This is a genomic window from Amycolatopsis acidiphila (assembly GCF_021391495.1).
GTDB classification, from domain to species: Bacteria; Actinomycetota; Actinomycetes; order Mycobacteriales; family Pseudonocardiaceae; genus Amycolatopsis_E; species Amycolatopsis_E acidiphila.
In genome coordinates this window covers 5,144,648-5,160,498 of record NZ_CP090063.1, presented here as the reverse complement: position 1 = coordinate 5,160,498, position 15,851 = coordinate 5,144,648, and the positions used below count along the sequence as shown (strand labels likewise).

The window sequence follows — 15,851 nt, the reverse complement described above, 5'->3', positions numbered from 1 at the left end:
CTCACCGCGTCGATCAGGCCGGTGACCGCGGTCAGGACCAGCATGGCGCCCACCAGCCTGTGGCCGCTCGATCGGCAGGTCCATGGTCGGCACAACCTCCGTCGGTCAGCGGAGACGGGCTGCGCGGATGGTCTCCACGACCGCCGAGAAGTCGGGGTCGGTCGCCGACTCGTGGGTCGCCCGCTCCAGCCAGCCGAGGGTCGCCGCCGCGATCGGGAGTTGCTGGGCAGCTGTCGCGGTGACCAGGTGGAGGTCCTTGAGAGCGAGACTGAGCTTGAAGCTGGGCGGGTATGTCCCGGATTCGAGGTTGGCCCGCTTGGCGCGGACGGTGGCCCCGAGTGGTGACTCCGCCAGGATGTCCAGCAGGGTCGAGCGGTCGAGCTCGAGTGTGTCGCCGAGCGCGAGGGCTTCGCCGAGCGCCGTCATGGCGACGCCGAGAGTCAGGTTGACGACCACTTTGGTCGCGGCGCCCGCTCCTGGGCCGCCCACGTGGTGCGGAGTGCCGAGCACGGTGAGCAGCGGCCGGACCTTCTCGTAGGCCGCCGCGGTCGCGCCGGTGTAGATGATGAGCCGGCCCTCGGTCGCCTCGGGCACGCTTCCGCGTACGGGGGAGTCGACGAGGGTGACCTCGCCGGGCAGTCGCCGGGCGAGCGAGCGGATCTCCGCCGGGCCCACCGTGGACATGTCGACGAGCACCTGCCCGGGACGCAGCGTGGCGACCAGCTCGCCGCTGAGCACCTGGTCCAGCGCCGCTGGGTTGGCCAGCATCGTGAACACGGTGTCGGCGCCGGCCACCGCCTCGGCGGGGGAATCCGCTGCCCGTGCTCCGCTGTCGACGAGGGGCCCGGTCCTGGCGGCGGTCCGGTTCCAGACGGTGACGTCGTGGCCGGCCTCGAGCAGCCGGGTCGCCATCGGCGTTCCCATCAGGCCCAGGCCCAGAAATGCGAGCTTTGCCACCGGTTTCTCCTTTCTCACATGCCTTCCGGGTGCGGACCCCACATGGGCACCGAGTCCGCGAGGATCAGGTCGATCTCCGCCAGGTCCTGCTCCGAGAGGGGCAGATCGGCGGCGGCCGTGTAGTTGAGCTGGGACGGGCGGCGGGCGCCGACGATCGTCACGTCGATCGCCGGGTGGGCCAGCGTCCAGCCGGCCGCGAGAGTGGGCAGGGTGATGCCCCGGTCCGCGGCGAACTCCTTGAGCCGGTCCACCACTCGCAGGTTCCGCAGGAACGTCTCGCCGGTGAAGTCGAGGCTCTTGCCGCGCCAGTCGTCCGCAGCGAACGTCGTGGCCGGTGACATCCGGCCGCCGAGCAGGCCGTGGGCCAGCGGTCCGTACACCAGCACGCCGAGGTCGTGCTTCGCGGTGTAGGGCAGGATCTCGGTTTCGATGTCCCGGTGGAACATGTGGTACGGCGGCTGCAGGGTTTCCAGCCGGCCGAGCGTGCGCAGCTCCTCCATCTCCTCGACGCCGTAGTTCGAGACGCCGACGTAACGGATCTTGCCTTCGCCGACGAGCCGCTCCAGCGCCTGCGCGGTCTCCTCGGCGGGGGTGTTCGGGTCGGGCCAGTGGATCTGGAAGAGGTCGATATGATCGGTGCCGAGGCTGCGCAGGCTGGACTCGACGCCCTCGCGAAGCCAGGTCGCGCCGGCGTCCCGGACCAGGGCGTCGCCGTCCATTCGCAGACCGCCCTTGGTGGCGATGACGACGTCCTCGCGCTTCACCCGCTGCCGGAGCGCGTCCCCGAGCAGCCGCTCGGCGGCGCCGAACCCGTAGCCCTGGGCGGTGTCGAACAAGGTGATGCCGAGGTCCAGCGCCTTGTGGATGACGGCGGTGCTCTCCTCGATGTCGACCGTGCCCCAGTCGCCGCCGAACGCCCACGTGCCGAACGCGATGGCGGAGACCTCGAGGCCGGTCGAGCCGAGACAAACCTGTCGCATGTGCTACTTCTCCCTTGAGCGATCGAGGCGGTTCGTACCTCGAGCATCGCCGGGAACGGCGCGCGTGTCGTCACCGCCAGCGTGCATCGGCGCCCCCGGCCACCGGCACTTCGGGCCTACCGGTTACCTGCCATGCCCGTTGCCAGAGCCGGCGAGTGCGACCAAACGGTCAGGCGACTCGCCGTGGCGGCCGGCCGGTGGCGGACAGCGGGGTGGCGATGTCCTCCAGTGACCTGCCCTCGGCAGCAACGCCGAGAACCAGGGCGATGAGACCGCCGACCGCCATCACGAATGCGCCGAACAGGTAGCCGATGAACAGACCCACCGGGTGCGCGCCGTCGCCGATCAGCGCGCCGTAGACGACCGGGCCCGAGTGCGCCGAAGCACTGCGCGATGGCGAAGAACACCGCGATCGCTTTCGCACGCACTTCGATGGGCAAGATCTCGCTCACGGTGAGGTAGGCGGAGCTGGCACCGGCGGAGGCGAAGTAGAAGATGACGCACCAGGCGATGGTCTGGGTCAGGGCGTTCAGCGCCCCCGCGTAGAACAGGAACGCGGTCAGGCCCAGCAGTGCGCCGGACATGAGATGGGTGCTGGAGATCATCCGGCGACGGCCGACGGTGTCGAACAGATGGCCGATCGTCAGCGGGCCGAGCAGGTTCCCGACCGCGAACACGATCAGGTACACCGGCGCGGACTGCGCGGAGACACCGTAGAAGTTGGCCACCAGCGTGTAGGTGAAGAAGATCGCGGGAGGCGCCGAGCACCGCACGGCGCGGGTAGAGCCGGAACAGCACCCTGGTCAATGCGAGGTGGCCGAGCCCATCGGCGGGGCGCAGCTCGATGGCCGCGCGGTCGTCGACCGGGGGCAGGGTGCGGCCTGATGCCACTATCGCGCGCTCGATGTCGGTGACGGTCGCGTCGGCCTGGGCAACATGGCCGTTCGCGACCTGCCAGCGGGGGCTCTCCGGCAGGTTCCGGCGGACGAACAGGATCACCAGTGCCAGCACCGGGCCGATCCGGAAGCCGAGCCGCCAGCCCAGCGACAGGCCGATCCGGTTGAGCAGGATGAGCGTGCCGAGGGTGCCGATGATCGCCCCGGCCCAGTAGGTGCCGTTGACCGCAGTTCGGGGATTCCCGTTAACCGCCCGTGCGGGACACGGCGCGCGCTCGATGCCGGGCCACGCCCATCCCAGGCGCTCCAAGTGTCCACAATGGATCAGTTCAGGACGGATGGCGGCGGCGTACCGCAGCTGCCGTGGCGAAACCTCTCCGGGCTGCGCTTTTTCGCGCTGGCTAAAACTTCTTGACCGGCAAGTACCGGCCGCGGCGCTCAGCCCCCCGCCACCGCGCCAGGGCGGCGTGCCCTTGGCCGCCGCGAACAGTGTGGCGCCCAAAGGAAAAGGTCGGACACCGGCAGCCGCGTGCGTCAGCCGGCGGTGTTCAGGGAGTCGGTCTCGGCCGGGGCCAGCTTGATCGCGGCGGCGGCGATGTTGGCCTCCAGGTGGGACACGGTGCCGGTGCCGGGGATCGGCAGGATCGCGGGGGAGCGGGCCAGGAGCCAGGCGAGCACGATCTGCCGTGGTGTGGCGTCGTGCTGCCGTGCCAGCTGCCGCACGGCCGGGTTGCCGTCGAGGTCCTGGATCGGTGCCCAGGGCAGGAAGACGATCCGTTCCTGCTCGCAGAGGTCGATGAGCGGTTCTGATCGCCGGTCGCCGAGGTTGTAGCGGTTCTGGATGGACACGACGGGCGTGAGCCGCTGGGCGCGCCGCAGCTGGTCCTCGGTGACGTTGGACAGCCCGATGTGCCGGATCTTGCCCTGTTCCTTCAGGGTGACCAGGGCGCCGATCGAGTCCTCCAGCGGCACGGCGGGGTCGGGCCGGTGGAACTGGTAGAGCGGGATGTGGTCGAGCTCGAGCCGCCGCAGGCTGCCCTCGCAGGCCTCGATCAGGTGCTCGGGCCGACCGTTGACCGGCCATTGTCCCGGACCGGTGCGCTCCAGCCCGCCCTTGGTGGCGATCACCAGGTCGTCCGGGTACGGGTGCAGTGCCTCGGCGATCAGCTCCTCGCTGACGTGCGGCCCGTACGAGTCGGCGGTGTCGATGAAGGTGACACCCAGCTCGACCGCGCGCCGCAACACCGCCTTCGCCTCTTCACGGTCGACCGGCGGGCCCCAGATGCCCTCACCGGTGATCCGCATCGCGCCGAAGCCGAGGCGGTTGACCGTCAGGTCACCGCCCACTTCGATCGTGCCTGCCGTTCCGGCGTGTCCGGGGTTCGACGCTGTCATGGCTCCAGAGTCCCTTCGTGAATGGACCAGCCGCATTCGCGTGGCCCCTGACCCCACGATCGGCGGTGGTGAGGGCCCTGTCATTCCGGGCAGTGGCCAACTCGATTTCCCGGTAGCGGGAACACGCTTCGCAGCACATCACCCGTTGTACGGCACCGTGCTGACATCGTTCGCGCTGACGGCGCGCTTGTGGGCGGTATGCGCGGCCGCCGAGAGCGTGGCCCTGTCGTAGGCGCCGTAGTGCCGCCGCCCGTTGATGAAGAACGTCGGCGTGCCGGAAACCCCGCTCAGGTCGGCCGACTCGATGTCCTCCGCCACCCTGGCGGTGCCGGCATGGCCTCGGAAGTCGTCGCGGAAACGGCCGACGTCGAGGCCGAGTACTCCTGCGTAGTGGATCAGGTCGCTGGGACGGAGCGCGTCCTGGTGGGCGAAGAGCAGGTCGTACATCTGCCAGAACGCCCCCTGCTTCGCGGCAGCCTCGGCTGCGTCCACGGCGTAGCGGGCGTATGGGTGCACATCGGACAGTGGTAGATGCCGCCACACGTACCGCACGTCGCCCCGGCCGTCGAGCAGCTCACGGATCACGGCTTCCGCCTGACCGCAGTACGGGCACTGGAAATCGCCGTACTCGACCACGGTGACCGGGGCGTCCTCCGGGCCGCGGATGTGGTCGCGGTCCGGGTCGACCGGTACGGCGAGGTCGACGATGGTCTGGGCCGTGCCCAGCAGTGCGCGGGTACGCCGATGTGCTGGGAGCAGGCCGGTGACCCGGGAGAGGACCCAGGTGCCGACCGACGCGACCAACGCCGCGGACAGGATGCCGAGCTTCGCCTCCGCCAGCTGTTCGCCGGTGAAGGTGAGTGCCGCCACCAGCAGGGCGACAGTGAAACCGACGCCGGCAACGGTGGCCCCGGCGGCGACGGCCGCCCAACCGACCGGCGGGCGAAGCCTGCCACGGCTGACCCGCGTGACGAGCCACGAGAGGCCGAAGATCCCGATCGGCTTCCCGCTGACGTACCCGAACAGGATCCCCAGCGTGACCGGCGACGTGTAGGCGCGGGCAAGGAAGTCGGGGTTGATCGTGATCCCCGCGTTCGCGAGTGCGAACAGCGGCACGATCACGTAGCTGGTCCACGGGTGGTAGCGCTGCTGGAGCAGCTCGTTCGGGGACAGCGCCGCGGCGACGCCGGTCTGTGCCGAGCGTGCGAGTTCCGGAGTGGGTTGTTCCCGGAAGAGCCGGAAGACCTCACTCGCGCGTTCGAGGTCGCTGCGCGCGGCGGGGTAGGCGGAGGTGAGCATCCCGATCGCCAGGCCGATCACGATCGGCTCCACCCCGGATGAGTTCAGTGCCAACCACGCCGCCGTGCCCAACAACGCGTACACCAGGCCGAGACGGACACCGAGCGCGCGAACGAGCAGGACGACCCCGAAGACGCCGAATGCGACGAGCAACGGCGGCACGGCCACCTTTCCGCTGTACACGGTCGCGATGACCACGAGCGCGACGAGGTCGTCGACGACGGACACCGTGAGCAGGTACGTCCGCAGCCGCGCCGGAAGACGCTGTCCGGCCAGCGCGAGTATCCCGAGCGCGAACGCCGTGTCCGTCGACATGACCACGCCCCAGCCGTGGGCGGAGGGACGTCCGGCGTTCACGGCGAGGAAGATCGCGACCGGTACCAGCATCCCACCGATGCCGGCGACCAGCGGCAGCGCGAGGCGGCGCCGGTCACGCAGCTCACCCAGGTCGAACTCGCGACGCGCCTCCAGACCGACGACGAAGAAGAAGAAGGTCATCAAGCCGCTGTTCACCCACCAGCGCAGGTTCTGCGAAATACCGTGTTCAGCGACGCGGACCGACAGCCGCGTGCCCCATACCGCCTCGTACGACGAGGGATGCACGTTGGCCCAGACCAGCGCGACGACCGTCGCGGCCAGCAGGACCACCGCCCCGCCGGTCTCGGTGCGCAGGAACTCACGCAACGGCGTTCGCACCCCGCGCGCCCAGGCGGTCCGATCGGAGAACGTCCGGCCGGATGCCTGGCGTTCCGGCACACCTCGAACCTCGTGGACCATCTGCTCAGGTTGCCGCTTGCGACGTCGCGGTCCCGGCACCGAGTTCGCGCGGGGAGAGCAGGTGACGCGGCGGGTGGTCGATGACGATGCGGCGCACGCAGACGAGCTGGTCGTCGACGTGCAGCAGCTCACCGGGACGCAGCGGCTGCCAGCCGGGGTCGTCGTCCATCCGCTCGCTGGCGACCACCACCGCCGGATGCTCGGACAATGCGTCGGAACGGGCATGGCCATGGCCGGCGGTGCTCGCGTGCTCGAGTCGCCTGTCGCCGTGGGGGCCGCCCGGGGCGCGGCGCAGGAGGAACAGATCGTGCGTGTCCGGATAGCGCAGCGCCCACAGCTCGGTCGGCGTGGTCAGGATCAGGTTGATCGCGTACACCGGCAGGTTCTCGGCCAGCCACCTGGCCGCAGCGGTTATCCCGGCGCCGACGTCGCCGCCGTGCGCGTCGATCTGCTTCGTGATGAGCGCGAAGAACCGCTCCGAGTCGGTGTCGCCGGCCACCAGGTCGCGGTGGTCGCCGAGTTGTGCCTCCAGCCTCGGCAGATCCCCGAGGACGCCGTTGTGCGCGAACAACCGGCCGTGTTGCTCGAACGGGTGGGTGTTGCGCGGGTCGAGCCCGCCGGTGGAGGCATAGCGAATGTGCGCCAGGAACGTCGTCGACGCGCGTTCCTTCGCATCGAGGACGAACGCCGGGTCCTGACAGGCGGGCAACGGTTGCTTGTCCACCACCGGCTTGCCGCCCGCGGCGAACACGCCCAACCCCGTTCCGTCCGGTTCCCGGCGGCTCTGCTGAGCCAGGCTGTCGGTGGCGTCCAGTAGCCAGAACGTGGCACGCACACGCCGCGGGGCGGCCGACAGTCCGAACAAACGACACATGGTGGACCTTCAATCTCGGGGCGAGCCGGCGTGTGGGAGGCGCCAGCGGAACGGCATGATGAGCTGGTCGACCGACGGCTGCGGGCCCCATGAGCCTGGCGCGTACGGCTGGATCGGTGGCGGGTTCTCCAGGAGCGGGCTGGAGATCTCCCACAGGCGTTCCACCGCCGCGGCCTGGGTGAACAGGGACTGATCGCCGAGCATTGCCTCCAGGAGGAGCCGTTCGTAGCCCTCGAGGCTGTTGGCGGCGCAGAACGAGTCGGCGTAGCGGAAGACCATCCCGGCGCCCCCGAGCCGCATCTGCGCACCGGGCACCTTGGCCAGCAGATCCACGGTGATGGAGCCCGGGTCCGCGAAGTCGATGACGATCTCGTTCCGCCCGTCCGGGGTGTCGGTCTCGCCGATCGGGAACATCCGCAGGGGCGGCTCGTGGAAGCCGAGGGTCACCACCTGCCGGCTCGCGCCGAGCTTCTTGCCCGAACGCAGGAAGAACGGAACCCCGGCCCAGCGCCAGTTGTCGATCTCGACCCGCACCGCGGCCATGGTCTCGGTCTGTGATGCCGGTGCGACACCGGGCTCGTCGCGGTAGCCCGAGTACTGGCCGCGCACGACGTGCCGCACGTCGATCGGCCGCAGCGCGTCGAAGACCTTGGCCGTCTCCGCACGCAGGTGCCTGGCGTCCAGTGCGGTGGGCGGCTCCATGGCCAGAAACCCCAGGACCTGCAACAGGTGGGTGACGATCATGTCCCGGTAGGCGCCGGTCTGGTCGTAGAAGCCGGCGCGTCCTTCGATCGACAGCGTCTCCGGCACGTCGATCTGCACGTAGCTGATGTGCCGGTGGTTCCACACCGGCTCGAACAGGCCGTTGGCGAACCGGAAGGCCAGGATGTTCTCGACGGACTCCTTGCCGAGGAAGTGGTCGATCCGGAAGACCTGCGACTCGTCGAAGACGGCGCCGACTGTCCTGTTCAGCTCGCGAGCGGACCGCAGGTCGGTGCCGAACGGCTTCTCGATGACGACGCGGGACCCGTGTGCGAGGCCGGCGGCGCCGAGCATGGTCACGGTCGGCGCGAAGGCCGCCGGTGGGACCGCGAGGTGGAACAGCCGCCGCGGGGAACCACCGACATCCCGCTCCGCTCGCCTGATCGCGGCCCCCAGCGCTGTGGTGTCGCCGGGGCTCGCGCTCGCGAACGAGAGCGTCTGCCGGAACGCTTGCCAGGTCTCGCCCGTCGGCTTGCTGGTGCCGAACCTGTCGATCGCCTCGCGGGCACGCTCGCGGAACTCGGCGTCGCTGATGTCCCGCCGGGATGAGCCGATGACCCGGTATCGGTCCGGCAGCAGGCCGACCGCGGCCAGGTGGAACAGTCCCGGCAACAGCTTGCGCGCGGCAAGGTCACCGGTCGCCCCGAACAGGACGATGACGTGGTCGTCCGGCCGCGGGGATGCCCCGGCCTCTCCCCGCCGGGAGGACGTCGAGGTCACTGGCGCGTTACCGGATAGATCCTTCATGTGGTTCCCGGGCTCCTGCCGAGTCGGTGTGAGACCAGGACCATCGCCGTGAAGAGGGCCGCCGCCCAGACGGCGAGCACGGCGATCGGCCCGGCGTGCTGGTAGGCCGGGAAGTAGACCGCCTCGCGCAGGGAGGTCACCGTGGCGCCCGAGGGCAGCCACTGCGAGACGAACGCGAACGGGGCGGGAAGCAGCGGCGGCGCGACCGCTCCGCCGGACGAGCTGTTGCCCAGCACGACGAACAACAGCCAGGTGGGCACGATCGCCCAGCGGCCGATCAGCACGACCATCAGCGAACAGAACGAAGCGACTGCCAGGATGTGCAGGGCGAGGATGCCCCAGCTCTCCGGCACCGGCAAGCTGAGCCGGTGCAGTAGCAGCCCGTCGACGAGGGTGAAGACCAGCGATGCGCCCACCGCGAGGCCTGCCACGAACGCCGCCCACCTGCGCAGCGAGAACGGGCCCGCGTTCGCGCTCACCTGGAACACCGTGATGAACCCGACGATCGTGGCGACGAGCATGAGATAGAAGATCTCCACCCCGTTCGGGTCATGCGTCCCGAGCGGATGGGTGTCCACCACACGTACTGCCGGATTCGCGGCGGCGACCTGCTCCAGCACCCGTGCGACGGATGCGCCCGCCGCACCGGCCACGTACAGCGTCGGGGTCGACGACGTGAGGTCGAGGGCCGCGTAGACATCCTGCTCGTCGACCGCGTGCAGGGCGGCCGGCACCGAGGCATAGTCGTGGAACACGAGCCCGTCACCTGCCACGCGTTGCACGGTGGCCACCGTCGAAGGATCCGCGGCCGGGTCTCCGACGAGCGCGGCGTCGATGTGGTGCGGTACCGGGTCGCCGAGCGCGAGCGAATACGACGCGACGAACAGCGAGCCCATGACGATCGCCAGAACGGCGATGACAACAGCGCGTTCCGTGGCTGACCGGTGGTGCTGCGCCGGAGCGCTCATCGAGCCTCGTCCTTCGTTCGTCGAGCCGTCTACCACAGACTTCCGGACCGGACGCCGTCCGGCATCGACGCCAGCGGGCGGCCCGGCTTACCGCTAGCCAGTGCCGGGTGCTTCCCGCTAGCCGGTATGCCGTTGTCCAGCCAGCGGGCTCGCCTCGGTTCACCCCGGCCCGCGATCATCGGGGCCATGGGTTTCGCTTGACGGCCAGGGGATGTTCTGCGAGTGGCGTTGTTCAGCCACCGAAACCGCGCCACGAGGTCGGTCCCGCTACGGGAACCGCTTCACAGGAGGAGAAATGACATGGAGCTGACCTTCGCCACGTCGGCCTTTCCGCCGCTGGCGCTGGGCTTCTTCGGCCTGGGCACCGGCTATCTGGTCTGGGGGCCACAGGAGTTGTTCGGCTGGCCCAGGCGCGACGAGCCGGTGGACCGGTCGCTCGGCGTGTGGGGAATCTGGATGCCGGGGTTCTGCCAGTTCGTCGCCGGCATCATCCTGTTCATCGGGTTGAGCTGGTTCCAGGTGTTCAGGGAACCGCCGCTGTACATGGCGGCGCTGGCATTCTCGGCGTACGGGATTCACTGGTTCGCGATCGGCTGGAACCGCTACCGCGGCAACGACCCGCGTCCCAACGCCGGGCTGTCGGTGGCCTACCTGGTCATCTCGGCGATGGGCGCGACCGTGTTCTTCGCGGTGGGGGACTGGCCGGTCGGACTGGTGTTCGCCGGTCTGCTCGCCGTGTACGTCACCGAGTTCTTCGTCTCCACCGGGGTTGCGCTCGCCGAGCGAGCACTGGGTCTGTTCCGCATCCTGACGGGCTTCTGGCTGATGTACCTGGCCTACGCCGTTACCGTCGATTTCGCCCTCGGGTACCACTGGCCCACATAGCGCTCACCGCCGCGGTGGTCGAGGCGGATGATCAGCCGGCTGTGACGGGAAGCATGACCCTGAGCGTCGTTCCCGCGCCGACCGGACTGGTTATCTCGATCGTCCCGCCGAGGGCGTCGACTCGGTCGGCCAGCCCGATGAGCCCGGAGCCGTGGTTGGCGTCGGCCCCTCCTCGGCCGTTGTCACGGATCGAGAGTTCGAGGAACTCGTCACGTACGGCGACGGTGACCCGCGCCGTGGACGCCTCGGCGTGTTTCGCGACGTTGGTGAGCGCTTCACAGACGACGTAATAGGCGGCCACCTCGATCGGCGCGGGCAGCCGCCAATGCGTGCCCAGCTCGAGGTCCACCGGAACCGGGGATCGTCGCGCGAGCGTCTCCAAGGCTGCCGCGAGGCCGCCTTTCGCCAGTACCGCGGGGTGGATGCCGCGGGAGATCTCCGCCAGCTCGTCGAGCGCGCTCGCCAGACCTTTCGCCGCGTCCGTGAGCTCGTCCTCGAGCTGGCCGCCTGCCGGGACCGCGGCCTGGATCGCGCGCAGCGCCAGGATGGCGGTGACGAGTCGTTGTTGCACGCCGTCGTGCAGGTCTCGTTCGATCCGGCGGCGCGCCTCGTCCGCCGCGGTGACGATGCGTGCGCGGGAGGCGGCGAGCTCCATCCGGCTCCTGTCGAGCTCAACCGTCCGCTCGGCGACCTTCACCTCGAGCTCGTCCCTGGCTTGCCGGAGCCCCTCTTCGGCCCGTCGACGTTCCTGGACGAGGCGCGCGTTCTCGAAGGCCGTCGCGGCCTGGTTCGTGGCCAGTGACAGCAGCAGCTGTTCGATCGCGGTCGGAAAATCGTCCCGTTCGCTGGCGGCGGCGACGAGGCCGCCTTCGCCGTTGACGCCGATGCGGATGACGACGCCGCGGCATGGCGTCAGATCGTCGGCGATGTCGACCACGAGCGCCTTGGCCGGGAACTGGGTGCTCGGGGCAGCGTGGCGGCTCAGCCACTCCGGAAAGCTCTGCCACGCGCGGCCTCGCGCGACGTCGACGGCACCTGCCGGACCACCCAGCCGCACGAACACGAAGTCGAGCCTCAACAGCTCGGCCAGTGCGTCGGCGAGCCCCGTCACGACGGCAGGCGGTTCCTGTCCGACCCACATGGCTGGGATCGCCGAGAGCGCGACCAGATCCCTGAGCGCGGCGTGCAGGGTGTCGACGGGCATTCAGCGCGCCATTCCGGTGCCGGCGTGGGCCCGCCGCTCCCGTAGCTCGCGCAGGAGCTCGCCGGGCTCCACGTAGAACGGGTTCTCCTGGAGCAGCCCGCCGACGATCACCAGGGGATGCGTCCGCAAGGCGTAAACCACCGTGCGTGCTCCGAACTTCGACAGGTCGTAGGCGCAGATCACCACGTCGTCGTACTTCGGCACGACGTAGTTGACCCGTGTCTCGAACTCGATCATGTCCTCGATGCCCGGCAGGTCGGCCAGCGCCCATTCCATCTGCGCGAGAAACCTCGTCGGGACGTACCCCGAAGCAGGACCGGACCGGAGCACCTGCTCGAACTCCTCGAACCAGACGTCCTGGTCGAACCGGTCCGCGTGCAGCGGGCCGTCCTGCCAGGGATGCACCTCGAGTTGCCCGGTGCCGACGGCGCCGGCCACGTCGACCCCAGCGTCGGCGAGCCGTGCGAGATGGTCCTCCCGTCGCTCGGGATCAACGAGGTGGAAAGCCCGGTTGCCCTGGGCGAAGCCATCGGTGATGAAGGAGCGAAGCACGCTGTAGTGCTCGTCCATGCTGTTGAACAACGCGCAGATGTGGCGGTTTCGACCGAGCACGTCCGGCGCGATGCGCAGTGAGGTGTTGTCGCCTGCCATGGGGTCACCTTCGTCTGGAGATAGACGACTGCTGGCGCAGTCTACTCCCGGACCGCCTCGGCGAGCTCGGTCCGGAGCGGCGAACCTGCGCGCCCTGCCTCGGGTAGCCGTCCATACCGGCTAGCTGGTGTCCTCGTATTCCGGGCAGCACCGGACCGTGACGACCGCTGGCGGCAATGTGCGCAGGGAGCGTTGCTGCGAGGCTCTTTCCATGACACCGATGAACGAGCCGGCGTCCGACCGGTTCTTCCCCGGGGAGCTCACTACGGTCACCGGGCGCAGCGGCACGCTTTACCTGTGCCCGGACACGTCCACGGTGGACCATCACATCGCCCGGCTGTACCGAAGAATCGAACACACCGCAGCGTGGCGCCACGAGGTCCTGGAGAAGTTCTGGGCTGACATCGACCTGCTGCTCGATCGTCGTATCTGGCTGGAAATGACAGCCCTGACAGCGACGCGGTGACTGGCCGGGAAGACCGCATGCGGCTTCGTTCAGCGATGGCGGGAGGAGTATCCCGGTGACCGCCTGGCGCACGGCAGTCCGCAGGCACTCGCGCAAGGCGATGCACTGGGCGATCGTCGGTGCCGCACTCGGCTACCTGGCGTGGCGGATACCGGGGTTCGTCGGTGAGGTGGCCGGCTCGGGCACGCAGCTGGCCCAGCTGCGGTGGGGATGGCTGGGTCTCGCGGTGGGGTGCAGCGTGGCGGCTCTGGGCGTGTACGGGGAGCTGCACCGGCAGTTGCTCCTGGTGGGCGGTGCGCGCCTGTCCGTACCCACCGTGCAAGGCATCAACATCGTGGAGAACGCGGTGTCGAGCACGGTGCCGGTCGTGGGTGGCGCCGGCGCGCTGGCCTACGCGATCGACCAGTTGCGCCGCCGGAATGTGGACGCCGCACTGGCGTCCTGGTCGGTGCTGGTCGCCGGGTTGGTCGACATGATCACGCTGGTGGCGCTGGGCGCGCTCGCGCTCGGCCTGGCGCACCGGGTTCCCCTGCCGGCCGGGTTGCTCGCCGCCCTGCTGGTGGTGCTGGTCGCGTGCGGTGGCTGGGGCGTGCTGACGCATCCGGCGGTGCTGCGACGAGGCCTGCACGGCCTGCTCGAGGCGGCCGGGCGGATACCCCTCGGCTGCCCCACCTGCCGTAGCCGCCGCTCGCAGCGGCTCGAGCAGAGTGCGGCACGGTTGGCCACCCGGTTGGCCCTGTTGCGGCCGGGCATCCGATGGCTCGGTCTGTTCGGTCTGGCCGTGGTCAGCTGGCTGTTGGACTACGTGACGCTGACCGCCGTGATCGTGGCAGTAGGGCCTGCGGTGCCGTGGGCAGTGGCCGCGGTCGGCTTTCTGGTCGTGCAGGCCAGCATCGCGCTCCAGGTCCTGCCGGGTGGGGCCGGCCTGGCGGAGACCGGTCTGCTCGGGGTGCTCGTCACCGCGGGCGTCGCTCCCGGCCCCGCGGCCGCAAGTGTGCTGGTGTACCGGGCCATCAGCTGGCTCGGTCTGTCGCTGCTCGGTTGGGCGATCTATGGCGTATGGATCCACACCAGCCCGGGCCGGCACCACCGGCACGTAGCGGACCTGTCCGCTCCGCAGCCGTCGGCCGACTGAGATCGGCTACGAGCAGGGCGCACGGGATCACCGGTCTGCGGGCGGTTTCGACCGTCAGCCATCGCCCGTTCCGGGTAGCCAGTAGGGAAGTGGACCGCTGGCCGGGAAGCGCGAACGGGCCGGTGGCAGGGATGGTGTTTTGGGCCAGCGGGTGAGACGTCGCCGTGGTGTCTTTGGCGTTCCCGGTGGCGGTCGCTGATTCGCGAACACCTTGAAGGAGAACACCGATGCCCTTGGTATACATCGACATTCTCGACGGCCGTGCGCCGGGCGAGATCCAAACCCTGCTCGACACGGTGCACTCGGCAGTCGTAAGGGCGTTCGACGTACCGGAACGCGACCGCTACCAGGTGGTCCGAAGCCATCCGGCGCACGAGGTCACGGCCCTGGACACAGGTCTGGGTATCGCCCGCTCGGCACGTTTGGTGATCGTGCACCTCGTCAGCCGGCGACGTCAGCGCGCGCAGAAGGAGCGGTTCTACGCACTACTCGCGGGTGCTCTCGCTCACGACACCGGTCTCGACGCCAAGGATCTGATCGTGACCATCACTGAAAACGGGGACGAGGACTGGTCGTTCGGACAAGGCCGTGCCCAGTTCCTGACCGGTGAGCTCAGCTAGCGACGCGCATTTTCTGGAAGGACTGGGACATTGATGACGCACACGATCACGAGACGTTCTCCGGACAGAACCGTCGACAGACGGCAGTTCGAGCGGGACGCACTGCCGTTCTACGACAAGGTCTACTCCGCGGCGTTGCGCCTGACGTCCAACCGGGACGATGCGCAAGATCTCGCGCAGGAGACGTACCTGAAGGCGTACGTGTCCTTTCACCAGTTCCACGAGGGCACCAACCTGAAAGCCTGGCTCTATCGCATCCTCACCAACGCGTTCATCAGCTCCTGTCGCAAGAACAAGCGGGCTCCGGCTCCCAGCGACGTGCACGTGCTCGAAGACTGGCAGTTGGTGCGCGCCGAATCGCATACCGCGACGGGGCTACGCTCAGCGGAGGCCGACGCGCTCGACCACCTTCCGGGCTCCGATCTCACAGGGGCCATGCGATTGCTGCCGGAGGAATTCCGCATCGCCGTGTACCTCGCCGACGTCGGGGGCTTCGCCTACAAGGAGATCGCGCGCATCATGGACACTCCCGTCGGCACGGTGATGTCCCGTATTCACCGCGGCCGGCGTCTGTTGCGCGAGTACCTGCAGGACCGGCACGCTCGCCCCGAACTCGGCGAGCAGTGTCCTGCCAGTTAGTTAGTCCGACGCGATCGGCTTCGAGCACCCCGGTGCCGACTCCGGTACTTGTCCGATGGCCAGGCGATGCCGGAGGGATCGAACCCGCGGCCGGGCGCTCGAGGCCGCCGCCGGTGAACCGTTCGCAGGTCCGCACGTCACCTTGAGATGCGGGCTTCGATGCCGTCGAGCAGGAAGTCGAGGCCGATCCGGAAGGTCTGGTCGGCGTCCAGGTGCGCGGCATCGCGCACCACCGTTGCCAGCGCCGGGAATCGGCCGGTGGCGAAGGCCCGTTCCAGATAGGGCCCGAGCGAGGCCTGCCAACGCTTCTCGTCCATCCCGGTGGCCCGTTCGGCACGTCGCTCGGCGATCTCCCGACGCACCGCGCCGATCACGTACGCGTTGACCGCGGCGACCACCGGCATGACGGCGTCGAGGTCGACGCCACCCAGTGCGGCCACCACGGTCTCCCCGCTGGCCAGCGCCTGCGGCCCGAGCTGGGGCCGGCCGCCCAGGAGATCGGCGAGCCATTCGTGCTCGTGAACGGCGTGCCGAGTGGCTTCGGCAAGAGACCGCAGCACCTCCCGCCAGCCGTCTCCGGCGGTACGGCGTATCGA

Annotated in this window: 16 protein-coding genes and 2 pseudogenes; 6 read left to right on the top strand and 12 right to left on the bottom strand. The window is 69.3% G+C overall.

What is annotated here, in order from left to right; all coding sequences use genetic code 11:
- Positions 1–105: 105 nt before the first annotated feature.
- From LWP59_RS25260 to LWP59_RS25250, 3 genes are all read right to left on the bottom strand, one after another.
- Entirely contained in the window at positions 106–957 is an 852-nt protein-coding gene (locus LWP59_RS25260) for an NAD(P)-dependent oxidoreductase (RefSeq protein ID WP_222425429.1), read from the bottom strand.
- Positions 958–971: 14 nt separating this feature from the next.
- Positions 972–1,937 (bottom strand): aldo/keto reductase, encoded by a 966-nt coding sequence (locus tag LWP59_RS25255; RefSeq protein ID WP_144633883.1) that lies wholly within the window; start codon positions 1,935–1,937, stop codon positions 972–974.
- A 116-nt stretch (positions 1,938–2,053) separates the two neighbouring features.
- Positions 2,054–2,665 carry an MFS transporter gene (locus LWP59_RS25250; protein ID WP_233922010.1) on the bottom strand — a complete coding sequence of 204 codons (612 nt, stop codon included), beginning with the start codon at positions 2,663–2,665 and terminating at the stop codon, positions 2,054–2,056.
- 10 nt (positions 2,666–2,675) lie between these two features.
- Here LWP59_RS25250 and LWP59_RS25245 point away from each other — a divergent pair, with 10 nt between their 5' ends.
- Entirely contained in the window at positions 2,676–2,822 is a 147-nt protein-coding gene (locus tag LWP59_RS25245) for a hypothetical protein (protein ID WP_229858027.1), read from the top strand.
- Positions 2,823–2,897: 75 nt separating this feature from the next.
- Here the strand turns inward: LWP59_RS25245 and LWP59_RS25240 are convergent.
- From LWP59_RS25240 to LWP59_RS25215, 6 genes and pseudogenes are all read right to left on the bottom strand, one after another.
- Positions 2,898–3,143: pseudogene (locus LWP59_RS25240) on the bottom strand (hypothetical protein); the annotation flags it as partial.
- A 224-nt stretch (positions 3,144–3,367) separates the two neighbouring features.
- Entirely contained in the window at positions 3,368–4,228 is an 861-nt protein-coding gene (locus tag LWP59_RS25235) for an aldo/keto reductase (RefSeq protein ID WP_144633886.1), read from the bottom strand.
- Positions 4,229–4,366: 138 nt separating this feature from the next.
- The gene (gene nhaA, locus LWP59_RS25230; RefSeq protein WP_144633889.1) at positions 4,367–6,304 is read right to left on the bottom strand and encodes a Na+/H+ antiporter NhaA; all 1,938 of its coding nucleotides are present in this window, start codon (positions 6,302–6,304) and stop codon (positions 4,367–4,369) included.
- Positions 6,305–6,308: 4 nt separating this feature from the next.
- On the bottom strand, positions 6,309–7,178 hold the full coding sequence (locus LWP59_RS25225; protein WP_144633892.1) for a class II glutamine amidotransferase: 870 nt from the start codon (positions 7,176–7,178) through the stop codon (positions 6,309–6,311).
- A 9-nt stretch (positions 7,179–7,187) separates the two neighbouring features.
- Positions 7,188–8,687, bottom strand: coding sequence for a glucose-6-phosphate dehydrogenase (gene zwf / locus LWP59_RS25220; protein ID WP_144633894.1), 1,500 nt, complete (start codon positions 8,685–8,687; stop codon positions 7,188–7,190).
- Positions 8,684–9,655: an ABC-2 transporter permease gene (locus LWP59_RS25215; protein ID WP_144633897.1), complete on the bottom strand. Its 972-nt coding sequence runs from the start codon at positions 9,653–9,655 to the stop codon at positions 8,684–8,686. The genes zwf and LWP59_RS25215 overlap by 4 nt, the downstream gene beginning before the upstream one ends.
- Before the next feature lie 300 nt (positions 9,656–9,955).
- On the opposite strand from LWP59_RS25215, the gene LWP59_RS25210 reads away from it, so the two are divergent.
- On the top strand, positions 9,956–10,540 hold the full coding sequence (locus tag LWP59_RS25210; protein ID WP_144633898.1) for a hypothetical protein: 585 nt from the start codon (positions 9,956–9,958) through the stop codon (positions 10,538–10,540).
- Between the two features lie 31 nt (positions 10,541–10,571).
- Here LWP59_RS25210 and LWP59_RS25205 read toward each other — a convergent pair whose 3' ends face one another.
- Positions 10,572–11,744 carry a sensor histidine kinase gene (locus tag LWP59_RS25205; RefSeq protein ID WP_144633901.1) on the bottom strand — a complete coding sequence of 391 codons (1,173 nt, stop codon included), beginning with the start codon at positions 11,742–11,744 and terminating at the stop codon, positions 10,572–10,574.
- Positions 11,745–12,395 carry an MEDS domain-containing protein gene (locus LWP59_RS25200; RefSeq protein WP_144633904.1) on the bottom strand — a complete coding sequence of 217 codons (651 nt, stop codon included), beginning with the start codon at positions 12,393–12,395 and terminating at the stop codon, positions 11,745–11,747.
- Between the two features lie 220 nt (positions 12,396–12,615).
- On the opposite strand from LWP59_RS25200, the gene LWP59_RS25195 reads away from it, so the two are divergent.
- The 4 genes from LWP59_RS25195 (at position 12,616) to LWP59_RS25180 (ending at position 15,255) form a co-directional block, all read left to right on the top strand.
- Positions 12,616–12,861, top strand: coding sequence for a hypothetical protein (locus LWP59_RS25195; RefSeq protein ID WP_144633907.1), 246 nt, complete (start codon positions 12,616–12,618; stop codon positions 12,859–12,861).
- 55 nt (positions 12,862–12,916) lie between these two features.
- Entirely contained in the window at positions 12,917–13,996 is a 1,080-nt protein-coding gene (locus tag LWP59_RS25190; RefSeq protein WP_144633910.1) for a lysylphosphatidylglycerol synthase transmembrane domain-containing protein, read from the top strand.
- 227 nt (positions 13,997–14,223) lie between these two features.
- Positions 14,224–14,616, top strand: a complete 393-nt coding sequence (locus LWP59_RS25185; protein ID WP_144633913.1) for a tautomerase family protein — start codon at positions 14,224–14,226, stop codon at positions 14,614–14,616.
- 33 nt (positions 14,617–14,649) lie between these two features.
- Complete coding sequence (locus LWP59_RS25180) at positions 14,650–15,255, top strand: sigma-70 family RNA polymerase sigma factor (RefSeq protein WP_144633916.1); 606 nt, start codon at positions 14,650–14,652, stop codon at positions 15,253–15,255.
- A gap of 137 nt (positions 15,256–15,392) precedes the next feature.
- Here LWP59_RS25180 and LWP59_RS25175 read toward each other — a convergent pair.
- Positions 15,393–15,842 (bottom strand): annotated as a pseudogene (locus LWP59_RS25175) (TetR/AcrR family transcriptional regulator C-terminal domain-containing protein); the annotation flags it as partial.
- Between the last annotated feature and the right edge of the window lie 9 nt (positions 15,843–15,851).